This is a genomic window from Streptomyces changanensis, from assembly GCF_024600715.1.
In the GTDB taxonomy this organism is placed as follows: domain Bacteria; phylum Actinomycetota; class Actinomycetes; order Streptomycetales; family Streptomycetaceae; genus Streptomyces; species Streptomyces changanensis.
Genome location: NZ_CP102332.1, coordinates 1,129,080 through 1,144,621 on the forward strand (window position 1 = coordinate 1,129,080; position 15,542 = coordinate 1,144,621).

Here is a 15,542-nt window from a genome sequence, read left to right on the forward strand (position 1 = left end):
CCGGATCGGTCGAACACCCGTCGTGGCCTGGGGGAAGCGGACCGCACGGGTGAGGGCCCGCGCCGCTGGGGCGCGGGCCCTCGGGGGCCGTGGTCCCCGTCGCGCGGGGCGCGGCGGGGGACGGGATCAGACCGCGACGAGGTCGCAGACGAAGATCAGCGTCTCGCCCGGGCCGATCTTGCCGCCGGCGCCGCGGTCACCGTACGCCAGGTGCGGCGGGATGATCAGCTGGCGGCGGCCGCCGACCTTCATGCCCTGGACGCCCTGGTCCCAGCCGGGGATGACCTGGCCGACGCCGAGCTGGAACTGCAGCGGGGTGCCGCGGTTCCAGGACGCGTCGAACTCCTCGCCGGAGGAGAAGGACACACCGACGTAGTGGACCTTCACCACGTCGCCGGACTTGGCCTCGGCGCCCTCGCCGACCCAGATGTCCTTGACCTCCAGCTCCGCCGGCGGCTCGCCACCCGGGAAGTCGACCTCGGGCTTCTCGATGCTCACGTCACTGCTCCTGTTGATCGTTTGTCTTCGACCCGCACAGTCTTACATCTTCGCCAGGATGTCGAGCGTGAAGACCAGCGTGGAGTTCGCCGGGATCTCGCCGGACGCCTCGGCGCCGTAGCCCAGGTCCGGCGGCACGACCAGCATGACGCGGCTGCCGACCTTCTTGCCGGCGAGGCCCTCCTGCCAGCCCTTGATCAGCTGCTGGAGCGGGAAGGCGGCGAGCTGCTGGCGCGAGTAGCTGGAGTCGAACTCCTTGCCGCCGTTCCACAGCACGCCCTTGTACTGGAGGAGCAGCTTGTCGGTGGCCCGCACCTCCTCGCCGTCACCCTCCAGGACGTACTCGGCGACGAGCTTCTTCGGCGCGGCGGTCTTCGGGACGGTGACGGCGGGCGCCTTGCCGTCGGTGTTGGTGCCGACCTTGGGGAGGGCCGCGTCGTCCTGCGGGACCACCTTGCCCTTGGCGGAGCTCTTGCCGTTGAAGGTCTCCTGGACGTCGATGACGAAGACCATCGTGTCGGTGCCCTTGATGTCGCCGCGGCCCTCGGCGCCGTAGCCCAGGGCCGGCGGGACGGCCATCTCGACGCGGCTGCCGGCCTTGCGACCGGCCAGGCCGACCCGCCAACCGTCGATGACCGCGCCCTGCTGGAGCTGGATGACCAGCGGCTGCTTGCGGTCGTAGGAGTTGTCGAAGACCTTCGCCGTGTCCCAGATCTGGCCCAGGTAGTGCGCCCGCACGTAGTCGCCCTCGGCGACGGCCGTGCCGGATCCCGCGACGACGGTCTTCACCGCGAGGTCGGTGGAGGGCCGGCCCGACCCCTTGGCGACGGTCGGCTTCTCGCCGAACCTGGTGCCGGCCGTGATGGCGGGCAGCGGACCGTCGACGACCTTCGCGGACGAGCTGGGCCGGGGGGCCGACGGGCTCTCGCCGACCTGGTCCTTCTTCTGGTCTGACTTGTCGTCGCCGCAGGCCGAGAGGGTGAGCAGGCCGGCGGGCACAGCGAGGAGGAGGGAGCGACGACGCACGGGAAGCCTCGTATCTGGTCGGGGATCGATCTTGTGGTTGGCGTGCGCGCCACTCTACGGCGTGCGTAAGGCGCCGTACGAGGAACGTGCGCCCCTGCCGCCCGCGTTCCCCCCGACCGCGCACGGACCCGTACGCCACCGCGCGCCCGGCCGGGGGCGGGTGGGCGCGGGTGGGCGCGGGAGCGGACCGGGCGCCGTCGCGGGCGGGGCCGAACGCGCCCGGGCCCCGCACCGGTGGTCCGGTGCGGGGCCCGGGGGCCGGGGGCGCCGGGGCGCTCACATGCCGGCGATGAGCTTCTCCACGCGGTCGTCGACCGACCGGAAGGGGTCCTTGCACAGGACCGTGCGCTGCGCCTGGTCGTTCAGCTTCAGGTGGACCCAGTCCACCGTGAAGTCCCGGCGCTGCTCCTGCGCGCGGCGGATGAAGTCACCGCGCAGCCTCGCCCGGGTGGTCTGCGGGGGCACCGACTTGCCCTCGAAGATCTTCAGGTCGTTGCAGATCCGGGCGGCCTGGCCCTTCTTCTCCAGCAGGTAGTACAGCCCCCGCCGGCGGTGGATGTCGTGGTAGGCGAGGTCTATCTGCGCGATGCGCGGGTTCGACATGGTCATGTTGTGCTTGGCGCGGTACCGCTCCAGCAGCTTGTACTTCATGACCCAGTCGATCTCGGTGCCGATCCGGTCGAGGTCCTCCGCCTCGATCGCGTCGAGCGTGCGCCCCCACAGCTCCAGGACCTGCGCGACCGTGCCGGTGCGGATGCCGCGCCGGTCGACGAAGTCGACGGCCTTCTCGTAGTACTCGCGCTGCACCTCCAGGGCGGAGGCCTCGCGTCCGCTCGCCAGGCGGACCTTGCGCTGGCCGGTGATGTCGTGGCTGACCTCGCGGATCGCCCGGATCGGGTTCTCCAGGGTGAGGTCCCGCATGACGGTGCCCGCCTCGATCATCCGCAGCACGAGGTCGGTGGCGCCGACCTTGAGCAGCGTCGTCGTCTCCGACATGTTCGAGTCGCCGACGATGACGTGCAGGCGGCGGTAGCGCTCGGCGTCCGCGTGCGGCTCGTCGCGCGTGTTGATGATGGGGCGGGAGCGGGTCGTCGCGGAGCTGACTCCCTCCCAGATGTGCTCGGCCCGCTGGCTCACGCAGTAGACGGCGCCGCGCGGGGTCTGGAGCACCTTGCCCGCGCCGCACAGCAGCTGGCGGGTGACGAGGAACGGGATGAGGATGTCCGCGAGCCGCGAGAACTCCCCGTGCCGCGCGACGAGGTAGTTCTCGTGGCAGCCGTAGGAGTTCCCGGCCGAGTCGGTGTTGTTCTTGAAGAGGTAGACGTCGCCCGCGATGCCCTCCTCGTGCAGGCGGCGTTCGGCGTCCACGAGAAGGCCTTCGAGAATGCGCTCGCCCGCCTTGTCGTGCGTGACCAACTCGGTCACGTTGTCGCATTCCGGCGTCGCGTATTCCGGATGCGATCCCACGTCGAGGTAGAGGCGGGCGCCGTTCCGCAGGAAGACGTTGCTGCTGCGGCCCCATGACACGACACGGCGGAAGAGGTAGCGCGCCACTTCGTCAGGAGACAGTCGGCGCTGTCCCCTGAACGTGCACGTGACGCCGTACTCGTTCTCCAGCCCGAAAATGCGGCGGTCCATGAAGGAACATTACGCCTGACGGCCCGCGCTGAAACCGGGTTCGACGGTACCGTTCCGATCATTTTCCGATACGTGCGCGGGGGTTTCGACCGGCGGACGCCCGGAATGCGGCACGGTGGCGAGGACCCGCCGGGTCGCCAGCAGCACCAGCAGCGCCGCGGCGCCCCCGGCGCCGGCCACCCCGAAGCCGTACGGCACGCCCGCGAGCTCCACCGCGGGCCCGGCCGCCGCGGACCCCAGCGCGGCGCCGACGCCGAAGGTGGTCACCAGCCACGAGAACGCCTCCGTCACCGTGCCCCGCAACGCGTGCCGGTCCACGACGAGGAACGCGCAGGCGATGGCCGGCGCGAGGAACACGCCCGCCACGGCGGCCAGCACCGTCATCATCGCGACGTCCGGCACGAGGACGAGGGGCAGGTACCCCAGGGCCAGCAGACCGACCAGGACCCGCAGCCGGGCCTCGGGCGCGCCCGCCCAGGGCCGGGCCCCGTACACCACGCCGCCGGCGAGCGCGCCGAGGCCGAGGGCGGCCATCAGCAGGCCGTACACGCCGTCGCCGCCGTGCCCGTCCGCGTAGGCCAGCGCGGCGACCGTGATGGAGCCCATCGCCAGGCCGACGAAGAAGAACGCGCCGAGCAGCGCCAGCAGGCCGCGCGAGCGCAGCGCGCCCAGCCAGTGCGCCTCGCGCGGCTCGGACCGCCAGGCGCGCGACGGCGCCGAGGAGACCACCGCCAGGGCGCCCGCCACACCGGCGACGTTGATCACGAGCAGCGCGGCGGCGGGTGACCAGAGCCACACCAGCAGCGTCACGAGCAGCGGACCGACCGTGTACATCACCTCCTGCGCCACGGCGTCCAGCGCGTACGCCCGGTGCACCCGGTCGCCCCGGCCGAGGACGGTCGGCCAGAGCGCCCGCAGCCCGCCCTCCAGGGGCGGGGTGAAGAACCCGGCCACGACCACCGCCGCGAACGCCACCGGCAACGAGGCGGTGCCGGCCACGGCGAGCCACGCCATGCCCAGCGCCGAGACCACCACGGCGGGGAGCTGTACGCGCGGCTGGCCGTACAGGTCGACGGCGCGGCCCAGCAGCGGCTGCCCGGCGGCGGTGGCGAGGCCGTACACGGCGGCCAGGGCGCCGGCCAGCGTGTAGCTGCCGCCCTCGGCGCGGGTGAACAGGGCGATGGCGATGTGGGCCGTGCCGTTGGGCAGCCTGCCGACCAGCGTGCCGACGAGCAGCCGCACGACGTGCGGAGCCCTGAAGATGTCGGCGTATCCGCCGCCTGCCGCGCCCACGCCTGCTCCTCCCCCCGGCCCCATGCCGAGGTTTTACGTATAACGTCGTCGCGTCATACGTACCATGTCGGACAGCCGGGGGTCCACCCCGGGCACCACCGGTGACCGCCCGCACCCTCGGCGCGGTCACGCGCACCGTACGGAGGCGGAAGCGAGTGAAGGCCCCGGAACCCCTCGGCGGGACCCGCCCCACCAGCCGGGACGTCGCCCGGGAGGCCGGCGTCTCGCAGGCGACCGTCTCCCTGGTCCTCGGCGACAAGTGGCGCGGCCGCGTCTCCGAGCGCACCGCCGGCCTGGTCCGCGACGCCGCCGGGCGGCTGGGGTACCGGCCGAACCTCGCCGCCCGGAACCTGCGCCTGGGCCGCACCCGGACCGCGCTCCTCGTCGTCCCCGCCCTCACCAACGAGTTCTTCGCCCGGGTCTACACCGGTGCCGCCGCCGTCGCCGCCCGTCACGACTTCGGTGTCGTCCTCTACCCCTCGCCCGAGGGCGTGGGCCCCGCCAGGGACCCGTTCGCCTCGGCCCGCGCCTCACTGGACGGCGTCATCGCCTCGTCCATGGCCACCGGCGCCCTCGCCGCGTTCCGGGGCACCGACCTGCCGCTCGTCATGCTCGACAGCGATCCCGCGGACCCCGGCTCCGCGGCCCAGGTGAACCTCGCCATCGCCGACGGCATGCGGCAGGTGACGGATCATCTGCTCGCCCTCGGCCACCGCCGCTTCGTGCACCTGGCGTCGGCGGTCCCCTCCTGGACCTTCGACGTCCGGGCGGGGGCCGTGGCCTCGGCCCTCGCCGGCCGGCCGGACGTGGAGGTCCGCACCGTGCCCGCCCCCCTGGAGGTGGCCGGCGCCCGCGAGGCCGCCGCCCGGGCCCTCGCCGGGCCCGGCGCCCGGCCCACCGCCCTGGTCTGCGACGACGACCTCATCGCCGCGGGCGCCTGCAAGGCCGTACGGCGCCTGGGCCTGCGCGTCCCCGAGGACGTCTCCGTCACCGGCTTCGACGACCTGGCCCTCGCGACCGCCGTCGAACCGGAGCTGACCACCGTCTCCCTCCCGGCCGAACGGGTCGGCGAACGCGGCATGGAGGCCCTCCTCGCCGTCCTGGACGGCCGCACGCCCGACGTCGCCGACCTCCCCGTCACCCTCCGGGTACGCGCCTCCACGGCCCCACCACCCCCGCCCGCCTGACCCCGCCCGCGTCGACCTCGCACGGGGCCGGACCCAAGCCCTCGCCGCCGCCGCGCCCTGGGCCCCCGGGGCGGCTCACGCCCGGCTCGCGCCCGGCCCGGGACGCCCTGGGCGAGGAGGCCGAGCAGGGGCGGTCCGTGCACCGAGCCGCACGGCGGAGGCCCCGCGGGCCACGGCAGGCGGCTCACACCCGGCCGCAGCCCGCGGAGCCGACCCACGGCCGGGGACCCCCGCCGCCGTGCGCACGACAGCGCCCCGGCCCACCCTCGCGGGCGGACCGGGGCGTACGTGCGGGCGCGCCGGGGCGCGGCTCCTACTCCTGCGGGGCCTCGGGGCCCTCCGACTCGTCGCCGGCGGCGTCCGTCGGGGCCGTCGCCGGCTCCTGCGCCGCCAGCAGCCGCGCCAGCTGCCGGCCCACGATCCGCTTGAACTTCCGCGACTGCGGCCGCGTGCGGTCCAGCACCGCCACCTCCAGCCGCTCGGCGGGGATCTCCCGCTCGGTGCCGTTGGTGTCCCGGGACAGCGCCTGTACGGCGAGCTTCAGCGCCTCCGCCAGGGACATCCCGTCGCGGTGCCGCTGGTCCAGGAAACCGCTGATCTGCTCGGCGTTGCCCCCGACGGCGACCGACCCGTGCTCGTCGACGATCGACCCGTCGTGCGGCAGGCGGTAGATCTGGTCACCCTCGGGGGACGAGCCCACCTCGGCGACGACCAGCTCCACCTCGTACGGCTTCTCCCCCGCGCTGGAGAAGATCGTGCCGAGCGTCTGCGCGTAGACGTTCGCCAGGCCGCGGGCCGTCACGTCGTCCCGGTCGTAGGTGTAGCCGCGCAGGTCGGCGTAGCGGACGCCGCCGATGCGGAGGTTCTCGTACTCGTTGTACTTGCCGGCCGCGGCGAAGCCGATCCGGTCGTAGATCTCGCTGAACTTGTGCAGTGCGCGGGACGGGTTCTCCCCGACGAAGACGATGCCGTCGGCGTACTGCATCACGACAAGGCTGCGGCCCCGGGCGATCCCCTTCCGGGCGTACTCCGCCCGGTCGGCCATGGCCTGCTGGGGTGAGACATAGAACGGCGTCGACACCGGCTATCCGTCCCTTTCTGTCAGTGGCGGGTTCATCAGAGCAGCTCGGCGCGGGGGCCGTCCGGGTGTTCCATGCGGCGCTCCAGGACGGCACGGGCCACGTCGGCCCCCTCCGCGTCGGTGAGCCGGCGGAACCCGTCCTCCGTGATCACCGTGACGATCGGGAAGATCCGGCGGGCCATGTCGGGCCCGCCCGTCGCCGAGTCGTCGTCGGCCGCGTCGTACAGCGCCTGCACGACCAGCGTCACGGCCTGCTGCTCGGTGAGGTCCTCGCGGTACAGCTTCTTCATCGACCCGCGGGCGAAGAGCGAGCCGGAGCCCGTCGCCGCGTACCCGACGTGCTCCTCGGAGCGCCCGCCGGTGACGTCGTAGGAGAAGATGCGGCCCTTCTCCCGGTCGACGTCCCAGCCGGCGAAGAGCGGGACGACGGCGAGGCCCTGCATGGCCATGCCGAGGTTGCCGCGGATCATCGTGGAGAGCCGGTTGGCCTTGCCCTCCAGGGAGAGCTGGGCGCCCTCGACCTTCTCGAAGTGCTCCAGCTCCAGCTGGAAGAGCTTGACCATCTCCACGGCCAGGCCGGCCGTGCCGGCGATGCCCACGGCCGAGTACTCGTCGGCCGGGAAGACCTTCTCGATGTCGCGCTGGGCGATCATGTTACCCATGGTGGCCCGCCGGTCACCGGCCAGGACCACGCCCCCGGGGAAGGAGGCCGCGACGATCGTCGTGCCGTGCGGCACCTCGATGGCGCCCTGTACGACCGGCAGCGTCCGACGTCCCGGCAGCAGCTCCGGCGACTGCTCGCTCAGGAAGTCCATGAAGGACGAGGAGCCGGGCGTCAGGAAGGCAGCTGGTAGACGCCCGGTGCTGCGAGTGTTGGCTTCCACGAGTTCCCCTCCAGGTTGGCGGCAGCCCGGCCGGCGGCGTCGGGAGGTCTCCCGGCTCTCCGGTGGCCGAATTGCGGTTGAAGCACGGTACGCCACGGACCTTACCCGGCCCGTGACGATCATCCACACGGGTGACGGACCCCGCCGCGCGCGGCCCGCGCGACGGCCGGCGCCCGGTCCTACGCGGGCTGCTCGCGGACGGAGACGACTCCGCCGCGAGCAGCGCTGCGTCGAACGGGCCGGACGCCCGCCCCCATGATCATCGAATCGAAGGGGAGGGGCGGTTACTGGCCGCCCTTCTGCACGAAGGAACGCACGAAGTCCTCGGCGTTCTCCTCCAGGACGTCGTCGATCTCGTCCAGGACGGAGTCGACGTCGTCGCTGAGCTTCTCGTGGCGCTCCTTGAGGTCCTCCGAGGACTGCGCCTCGGGCGCCTGCTCCTCGACCTCCTCCGTGGAGCGCGTGGCCTTCTGCTGCCCGCCGCCGGTGTCCTTGGTCGCCATGTCCCTCACCCCGCTCGATTGCCCGCTTGGTCAGGTGTCTCAAGATCAGACCCTACAAGTTCGGTCTGACATCGGCCCTGTCTTTCCCGACGTCCAGGGGGGCCACTTCCATGATTCCCCACGGTGGCCCCCTGAAGCCCTCCTCAGCCGCCCGAAAGGACCCGGACGAGCTCCTCGGCCGTGCGGCACCGGTCCAGGAGGTCCTTGACGTGCTCCCGGGTACCCCGCAGGGGCTCCAGGGTGGGCACCCGCTGGAGGGAGTCCCGCCCCGGCAGGTCGAAGATCACCGAGTCCCAGGAGGCCGCCGCCACGTCGTCCGCGTACTGCTCCAGGCAGCGGCCCCGGAAGTAGGCCCGGGTGTCCTCCGGAGGCTGCTTCTCGGCCCGCTCCACCTCCGGCTCGTCCAGCAGGCGCTTCATGCGCCCGCGGGCCGCCAGACGGTTGTACAGGCCCTTCTCGGGGCGCACGTCGGCGTACTGGAGGTCCACCAGGTGCAGGCGCGGGGCGTCCCAGTCGAGCCGGTCACGGCGCCGGTACCCCTCCATGAGCTCCAGCTTCGCCACCCAGTCCAGCTCCCCGGCGAGGCTCATCGGATCGTTCTCCAGCCGGCCGAGGGTGTCCTCCCATCGGGCCAGCACGTCCTTGGTCTGCTCGTCCGCGTCCGCGCCGAAGCGGTTCTCGACGTACTTCCTCGCCAGTTCGTAGTACTCCATCTGGAGCTGGACCGCGGTGAGCGTGCGGCCGCTGCGCAGCGTGACCAGCCGCTGGAGCGTCGGATCGTGCGACACCTGGTGGAGCGTGCGCACCGGCTGGTCGACGGCGAGGTCGACGGTGATGAAGCCGTCCTCGATCATCGACAGGACCAGGGCCGTCGTGCCGAGCTTCAGGTACGTCGAGATCTCCGAGAGGTTCGCGTCGCCGATGATCACGTGGAGCCGGCGGTACTTCTCGGCGTCGGCGTGCGGCTCGTCCCGGGTGTTGATGATGGGCCGTTTGAGTGTCGTCTCCAGGCCGACCTCGACCTCGAAGTAGTCCGCGCGCTGGCTGATCTGGAAGCCGTGCTCCTGGCCGTCCTGACCGATGCCGACGCGCCCCGCGCCCGTGACGACCTGGCGCGAGACGAAGAACGGCGTGAGGTGGCGCACGATGTCCGAGAAGGGGGTCTCCCGCTTCATCAGGTAGTTCTCGTGCGTGCCGTACGAGGCGCCCTTGTTGTCGGTGTTGTTCTTGTACAGGTGGATCGGCTGGGCGCCCGGCAGCAGGCCGGCCTTCTCGGCCGCCTCGGCCATGATCCGCTCGCCGGCCTTGTCCCACAGGACGGCGTCGCGGGGGTTGGTGACCTCCGGGGCGCTGTACTCCGGGTGGGCGTGGTCCACGTAGAGCCGGGCGCCGTTGGTCAGGATGACGTTGGCGAGGCCGATGTCCTCGTCGGTGAGCTGGCTGGAGTCGGCGGCCTCGCGGGCGAGGTCGAAGCCGCGGGCGTCCCGCAGCGGGTTCTCCTCCTCGAAGTCCCAGCGGGCGCGGCGCGCCCGGTGCATCGCCGCCGCGTAGGCGTTGACGATCTGGGACGAGGTGAGCATGGCATTGGCGTTCGGGTGGCCGGGGACGGAGATCCCGTACTCCGTCTCGATGCCCATTACTCGCCGTACGGTCATGCGGCCCTCCTTGCCCGGCGGCGTCCCCCCGCGGGAACGGCGCTCGAGTACCGGTTCTCCGATGCGTGTGCGGTGCCCGACCCCGCACTGCGCGATTCGGCGGTACGGAAGAGCCTAGAGCGCCTTCGCGCCCGGGGGGAGATCGATTGCGTCATTGCTCCGGTGTGGTCCGTCCGTGGTGGGCCCCTCGGAACGCGGCCGGCTGCGGACGCCCACCCCTCACGGGGGTCCCGGGACATCCGCAGCCGGTACTGCGCGCTCTTACAGGTACTGCCCGGTGTTCGCCACCGTGTCGATGGACCGACCGGTGTCGGCGCCCTGCTTTCCGGTGACGAGGGTGCGGATGAAGACGATCCGCTCGCCCTTCTTGCCGGAGATCCGGGCCCAGTCGTCCGGGTTGGTGGTGTTGGGCAGGTCCTCGTTCTCCTTGAACTCGTCCACGCACGCCTGGAGGAGGTGGGAGACGCGAATGCCCTTCTGGTTCTGGTCCAGATAGGCCTTGATGGCCATCTTCTTCGCCCGGTCGACGATGTTCTGGATCATCGCGCCGGAATTGAAGTCCTTGAAGTACAGGACTTCCTTGTCGCCGTTCGCGTAGGTGACCTCGAGGAACCGGTTCTCCTCGGATTCCGCGTACATCTGCTCCACGACCGACTGGATCATGGCGTGTGCCGCGGCGTCCTTGGAGCCGTTGTGCTCGGTGAGGTCGTCCGCGTGCAGCGGCAGCGACGGGGTGAGGTACTTGGCGAAGATGTCCTTGGCGGCCTCGGCGTCCGGACGCTCGATCTTGATCTTCACGTCCAGCCGGCCGGGCCGGAGGATCGCCGGGTCGATCATGTCCTCGCGGTTCGAGGCGCCGATCACGATGACGTTCTCGAGCCCCTCGACACCGTCGATCTCGGCGAGCAGCTGCGGGACGATGGTGTTCTCCACGTCCGAGCTGACACCGGAGCCGCGGGTGCGGAAGAGGGACTCCATCTCGTCGAAGAAGACGATGACGGGCGTGCCCTCGGACGCCTTCTCCCGCGCGCGCTGGAAGACGAGGCGGATGTGCCGCTCGGTCTCGCCGACGTACTTGTTGAGGAGCTCCGGGCCCTTGATGTTGAGGAAGTAGCTCTTGCCGGCGGGCTGTCCGGTGACCTCCGCGACCTTCTTGGCAAGGGAGTTGGCCACCGCCTTGGCGATGAGCGTCTTGCCGCACCCGGGCGGGCCGTAGAGCAGGATGCCCTTGGGCGGCCGCAGCTCGTGCTCCTTGAAGAGGTCGGGGTAGAGGTACGGAAGCTCGACCGCGTCGCGGATCAGCTCGATCTGGTTCCCCAGACCGCCGATCTTGTCGTAGTCGACGTCCGGCACCTCTTCGAGGACGAGCTCCTCGACCTCGCTCTTCGGGATGACCTCGTACACGTAGCCGGAACGGGGCTCGAGGAGCAGCGCGTCGCCGGGCCGGATGGTGACGTCCAGCAGGGGCTCGGCGAGCCTGACCACTCGCTCCTCGTCGGTGTGGCCGATGACCAGGGCGCGCTCGCCGTCCTCCAGGATCTCCTTGAGGGTGACGATGTCCCCGGCGCGCTCGAACGCCATGGCCTCGACCACGTTGAGCGCTTCGTTGAGCATGACTTCCTGGCCCCGCCTGAGCTCCTCGAGCTCGATGCCGGGGCTCACGTTCACCCGGAGCTTGCGGCCCCCGGTGAAGATGTCGCACGTGCCGTCCTCGTTGGCCTGCAGGAAGACGCCGAAGCCGGCCGGTGGCTGGGCGAGGCGGTCGACCTCCTCCTTGAGGGCCACGATCTGGTCGCGGGCCTCGCGGAGCGTGTTGGCGAGCCGCTCGTTCTGCGCGGACACGCCGGCCAGGTTGGTCTGCAGCTCGACGATCCGCTCCTCGAGAATCCTCGTGTGGCGCGGAGAGTCGGCGAGCTTACGTCGCAGGACGGCGATTTCCTGCTCGAGATAGGCAACCTGACCGGCGGGGTCATCAGACCCTCGCCCCGGCCGGATGCCGCGGTTGATGTCGTCGTCGTGGGCTGCCACGGTCCTCACCTCCTCCAAGGGGAGCTGGACGCTTCCAGACCCTACCTGCGTGGGTGATGATTGAAACCCCTAGATCACAAAGACTCTCGAGGTGTGTCCGATCTTCACCCTTGCGCTCTCCCCGACGTCAAGGGAATACCCACCCATCAACATCGGAAAGCGGCCGGTTGTATCGTCGTCTGTGGCCAACACCCGTCAGGGCGGGCCGGACTTAACCGACGAAGCATCACCCGACGCAGGAAACGGCAGGGCATATGACCGCGCAGCACGAGGCTCCCACCACGGCCGCCGGAGAGGCTCTGGAGGTCTGGATCGACCAGGATCTCTGCACCGGCGACGGGATCTGCGTGCAGTACGCCCCCGAGGTGTTCGAGCTCGACATCGACGGCCTGGCCTACGTCAAGAGTTCCGACGACGAGTTGCTCCAGGAGCCGGGCGCGACGACCCCGGTGCCGCTGCCCCTGCTGCGGGACGTGGTGGACTCCGCCAAGGAGTGCCCGGGCGACTGCATCCACGTACGGCGGGTTTCGGACAGGGTCGAGGTGTACGGCCCGGACGCCGAGTGACGGGTCAGCGACCGCCGGTGGCCGTGGCGCGCAGGAACGTCCCTCCGCTCCACCGCCATTCGACCGTCTCCCGCTCGTCGGGGCAGCAGCGCGGCACGTCGGTGGAGGAGTAGCCGAGCAGGGCCGCCGTGACGAGGCCGTCGTGTACGGCGAGCGCGCCGACCGTGCGGCCGTCCGCGGGGTCGAGGAGGGTGGCCACGACGCGGGGGGCGCCTGCCTCCCGGCCGGCGGTCAGTACGTACAGCCCGTGCGGCGGGGTGCCCGAGCCCGCCTGGCAGTGGGCCGCGGCGACCGTCTCCGGCCGGCCGTCCCCGTCGAGGTCCCCGGTGACCGTCCGGGCGACGGTGGTGGGGGCTCCGGCGCACGTCAGCGGGTACGTGGCGGAGGCCGCGTCGGGCGCGGGGGCGACCGTCCCCACGGCGGTCCCGGTACCCGCGGCGGGAAGCGTCGCGACGGCGGGCGCCGGCTGTGCCAGGGCGGCGAGCGCGACGACGCCGGCCATGGCGGCCGCGGTCGCGAGCCAGTGGGTCGGGCGGACGTGGGTGTGCGCGAGGTCCGGGGCGGCGGAGGTCTGCACGCGGAGCGTCTCCTGTGGTCGTGCGGTGGCGGTGGTACGTGGCCGGTGAAGTGCCCAGCATCGTGCCACACGTCACACCCGGCGGGAACCGCGGGGGTCCGTGCGGCGGGTGACGGGGCGGGGCCGCACGGAGTGGCCCCCCCCCGCGGGGGAACGCGGCGACGCCGCCGCGGAGTTCCCCGTGTGCGTACGGGAACCCGGCGGCGGCGGCGTGGCGTTGCGGGGGCGTCAGCCCTTGTTGGGGCCCTCGTAGTCCTCGCCGTAGGCGCCCTTGGCGGGGCGGCGGCGGCGCATGGGGGGCTCCACGCCGTCCGCGAGGCGGCGGGCGGTGACGAGGAATCCGGTGTGGCCGATCATGCGGTGGTCCGGCCGGACGGCCAGGCCCTCGACGTGCCAGTTGCGGATCATCGACTCCCACGGCTGCGGCTCGGCGTAGCAGCCGATCTCGCGGATGGACTCCACGGTCCGGGCCAGCTGGGTCGTCGTGGCGACGTAGCAGCAGAGGATGCCGCCGGGCACCAGCGCCTTGGAGACGGCCTCCAGGCACTCCCAGGGGGCGAGCATGTCCAGGATGACGCGGTCGACGTCGGCGTCGGTCAGGTTGTCCTGGAGGTCGCCCACGGTGAGCCGCCAGGCCGGGTGGGGGCCACCGAAGTAGCGCTCCACGTTCGCCTTGGCGATCTCCGCGAAGTCCTCGCGGCGCTCGTAGGAGTGGAGCATGCCGCTGTCGCCGACGGCACGCAGCAGGAAGCTGCTGAGCGAGCCGGAGCCGACACCGGCCTCCACGACGCGGGCGCCGGGGAAGATGTCGGCGAAGGCGAGGATCTGGCCCGCGTCCTTCGGGTAGACGACTGCGGCCCCGCGGGGCATGGACAGGACGTAGTCGGGGAGCAGGGGGCGCAGCGCGAGGTAGGCGACGTTTCCCGTGGTACGGACAACACTGCCCTCGGGGGCGCCGATCAGCTCGTCGTGCGGGAAGGAACCCTTGTGGGTGTGGAAGTTCTTCCCGGCCTCGAGCGTGAACGTGTAGTGGCGTCCCTTGGGGTCGGTGAGCTGGACCTGGTCCCCGACCTTGAAGGGCCCGCGACGGCGGGCGGCACCGGTCGGTTCGGACATGTGACCAGGGTACCCGTCGGTGGCGGGGCGCCCGACCACGGTGCCGGGCGCGCCCGGCGCGCCTCCGGCCGCGGCCGCCCGGCCGGTCGAGACGCCCCCGGGTCCCGTCCGGAGAGTGGCGCCGGCCGCCGGCAGGCCCGATCGGGCCCGCCGGGCCCCCTAGCGGGGCCCGCTGCCCGGGCGGGCCATGGCCTGGACGAAGGCGCGCTCGACGTCGGCGGTGGAGAGCACCCCGTACACCTCGCCGGTGTCCTCGACGACGAGGTACTCCGTGGCGGGCGTCTCGCGGAGACGTTCGAGCAGCGCCTCGCCGGAGAGGTCGGCGGGGACCCGCATGCCGTCGGTGAGGTCCTGCGCCAGTCCGCTCACGGCGACCCACGGCCGCCGGTGCTGCGGGACGCCGACTATGGCGGCCTCCCGGACGAGGGCGGTCGGCTCGCCCTGGCCGTCGACGATGACGAGGGCGCGGGCGCCGGCGTCGTTGGCCCGGCGCAGGGCCTCGCTGAGGGGGGTGTCGGAGCTGACGGGGACGGCGCGCCGGGTCAGCGCCCGGGTCCGCAGGTCGGGGAGGCGTTCGCGCAGGCGGGCCATGCGCAGGCTGTTGCCCGCGCCGGTCCAGATGATCGCGGCGAGGATCGCGGCGAGCAGGGCGTCCATGACGGTGTCCATGCCGCTGAGCTCGTCCGCGGCGTTGCCCAGGGCGCCTGTGTGGGTGAGCAGGGGGAGGCCGATGAGGACGGCCACCGCGAGGGCCCGGCCGGCCCAGGCGGCGGCGACCGTCCCGCTCATGGGGCGGCCCGTGATCTTCCAGACGACCGCGCGGAGCATGCGCCCGCCGTCGAGCGGGAGGCCCGGCAGGAGGTTGAAGGCGGCGACGAGCAGGTTGGAGATCATCAGTCCGGCGAGGAGGACGCCGGGCACCGTACCGGGCTCGACGGCCGACATCCCGGCGTAGAAGACGCCGGCGAGGACCAGGGAGAGGAGGGGCCCGACGAAGGCGAGGACGAACTCCCGGCCCGGGGTCTCGGTCTCCTTCTCGATCTCCGAGACGCCGCCGAAGAACTGGAGCTGGATGCGGCGGACCGGCAGCTTGAAGCGGAGGGCGGCGACCGTGTGGGCCAGCTCGTGGACGAGCACCGAACCGTAGAAGGCGACGGCGAAGAAGAGCGAGACGAGGTACCGGACGTTCCCCAGCTCCGGCAGGACGCGGTCCAGCTGTCCGCCGAAGACCCAGGTGATCAGCGCCGCGACGAGGAACCAGCTCGGAGCCACGTAGACGGGGACCCCGAAGACCCGGCCCATGAGCAGGCCGCCGCCCGGCTCGTCGCCGCGCCGTCGCCCGGCGGGGCGGCGGGGGGTGCGGGCCGTGTCGGACCGGGGGCGCGTGCCGTCGCCGCTCTCGTCGTCCTGGTTCACGGGTTCCCTTCGGGGGTGGAGGGTGCGCTGCGGGTGCTTCTCTCTCGATCATGCAGTGTGTGGTGGTCTGCCGT

Annotated in this window: 14 protein-coding genes; 2 read left to right on the plus strand and 12 right to left on the minus strand. The window is 72.1% G+C overall.

Annotated features, from left to right (window positions below; all coding sequences use genetic code 11):
• Positions 1–126 precede the first annotated feature (126 nt).
• From NRO40_RS04945 to NRO40_RS04960, 4 genes are all read right to left on the minus strand, one after another.
• A complete protein-coding gene (locus NRO40_RS04945) occupies positions 127–498 on the minus strand; it encodes an FKBP-type peptidyl-prolyl cis-trans isomerase (RefSeq protein ID WP_058941665.1) in 372 nt (123 codons plus the stop codon).
• A gap of 42 nt (positions 499–540) precedes the next feature.
• Entirely contained in the window at positions 541–1,524 is a 984-nt protein-coding gene (locus NRO40_RS04950) for an FKBP-type peptidyl-prolyl cis-trans isomerase (protein ID WP_058941664.1), read from the minus strand.
• 276 nt (positions 1,525–1,800) lie between these two features.
• Positions 1,801–3,162 carry a Pup--protein ligase gene (pafA, locus tag NRO40_RS04955; protein WP_058941663.1) on the minus strand — a complete coding sequence of 454 codons (1,362 nt, stop codon included), beginning with the start codon at positions 3,160–3,162 and terminating at the stop codon, positions 1,801–1,803.
• A gap of 9 nt (positions 3,163–3,171) precedes the next feature.
• Positions 3,172–4,455, minus strand: a complete 1,284-nt coding sequence (locus NRO40_RS04960; protein ID WP_232791020.1) for an MFS transporter — start codon at positions 4,453–4,455, stop codon at positions 3,172–3,174.
• A gap of 155 nt (positions 4,456–4,610) precedes the next feature.
• Between NRO40_RS04960 and NRO40_RS04965 the strand changes: the two genes are divergently transcribed.
• Positions 4,611–5,642, plus strand: a complete 1,032-nt coding sequence (locus tag NRO40_RS04965) for a LacI family DNA-binding transcriptional regulator (protein WP_058941661.1) — start codon at positions 4,611–4,613, stop codon at positions 5,640–5,642.
• Between the two features lie 313 nt (positions 5,643–5,955).
• On the opposite strand, the gene prcA is transcribed toward NRO40_RS04965, so the two are convergent.
• The 5 genes from prcA to arc all read right to left on the minus strand — a co-directional run bounded on the left by prcA (position 5,956) and on the right by arc (position 11,793).
• Entirely contained in the window at positions 5,956–6,723 is a 768-nt protein-coding gene (prcA, locus tag NRO40_RS04970) for a proteasome subunit alpha (RefSeq protein ID WP_079046970.1), read from the minus strand.
• A 35-nt stretch (positions 6,724–6,758) separates the two neighbouring features.
• The gene (gene prcB, locus NRO40_RS04975) at positions 6,759–7,607 is read right to left on the minus strand and encodes a proteasome subunit beta (protein ID WP_058941659.1); all 849 of its coding nucleotides are present in this window, start codon (positions 7,605–7,607) and stop codon (positions 6,759–6,761) included.
• A gap of 284 nt (positions 7,608–7,891) precedes the next feature.
• Positions 7,892–8,110: a ubiquitin-like protein Pup gene (locus NRO40_RS04985; RefSeq protein WP_058941658.1), complete on the minus strand. Its 219-nt coding sequence runs from the start codon at positions 8,108–8,110 to the stop codon at positions 7,892–7,894.
• A gap of 143 nt (positions 8,111–8,253) precedes the next feature.
• Complete coding sequence (dop, locus tag NRO40_RS04990) at positions 8,254–9,765, minus strand: depupylase/deamidase Dop (protein ID WP_079046969.1); 1,512 nt, start codon at positions 9,763–9,765, stop codon at positions 8,254–8,256.
• Between the two features lie 261 nt (positions 9,766–10,026).
• Complete coding sequence (arc, locus tag NRO40_RS04995; protein WP_058941656.1) at positions 10,027–11,793, minus strand: proteasome ATPase; 1,767 nt, start codon at positions 11,791–11,793, stop codon at positions 10,027–10,029.
• Positions 11,794–12,047: 254 nt separating this feature from the next.
• Here arc and NRO40_RS05000 point away from each other — a divergent pair, with 254 nt between their 5' ends.
• The gene (locus NRO40_RS05000; RefSeq protein WP_058941655.1) at positions 12,048–12,359 is read left to right on the plus strand and encodes a ferredoxin; all 312 of its coding nucleotides are present in this window, start codon (positions 12,048–12,050) and stop codon (positions 12,357–12,359) included.
• A 4-nt stretch (positions 12,360–12,363) separates the two neighbouring features.
• On the opposite strand, the gene NRO40_RS05005 is transcribed toward NRO40_RS05000, so the two are convergent.
• The 3 genes from NRO40_RS05005 to NRO40_RS05015 form a co-directional block, all read right to left on the minus strand.
• Positions 12,364–12,936, minus strand: coding sequence for a hypothetical protein (locus NRO40_RS05005; protein WP_058941654.1), 573 nt, complete (start codon positions 12,934–12,936; stop codon positions 12,364–12,366).
• 228 nt (positions 12,937–13,164) lie between these two features.
• Complete coding sequence (locus NRO40_RS05010) at positions 13,165–14,052, minus strand: tRNA (adenine-N1)-methyltransferase (RefSeq protein WP_058941653.1); 888 nt, start codon at positions 14,050–14,052, stop codon at positions 13,165–13,167.
• A 159-nt stretch (positions 14,053–14,211) separates the two neighbouring features.
• Positions 14,212–15,468: a site-2 protease family protein gene (locus NRO40_RS05015; RefSeq protein WP_058941652.1), complete on the minus strand. Its 1,257-nt coding sequence runs from the start codon at positions 15,466–15,468 to the stop codon at positions 14,212–14,214.
• Positions 15,469–15,542: the final 74 nt, after the last annotated feature.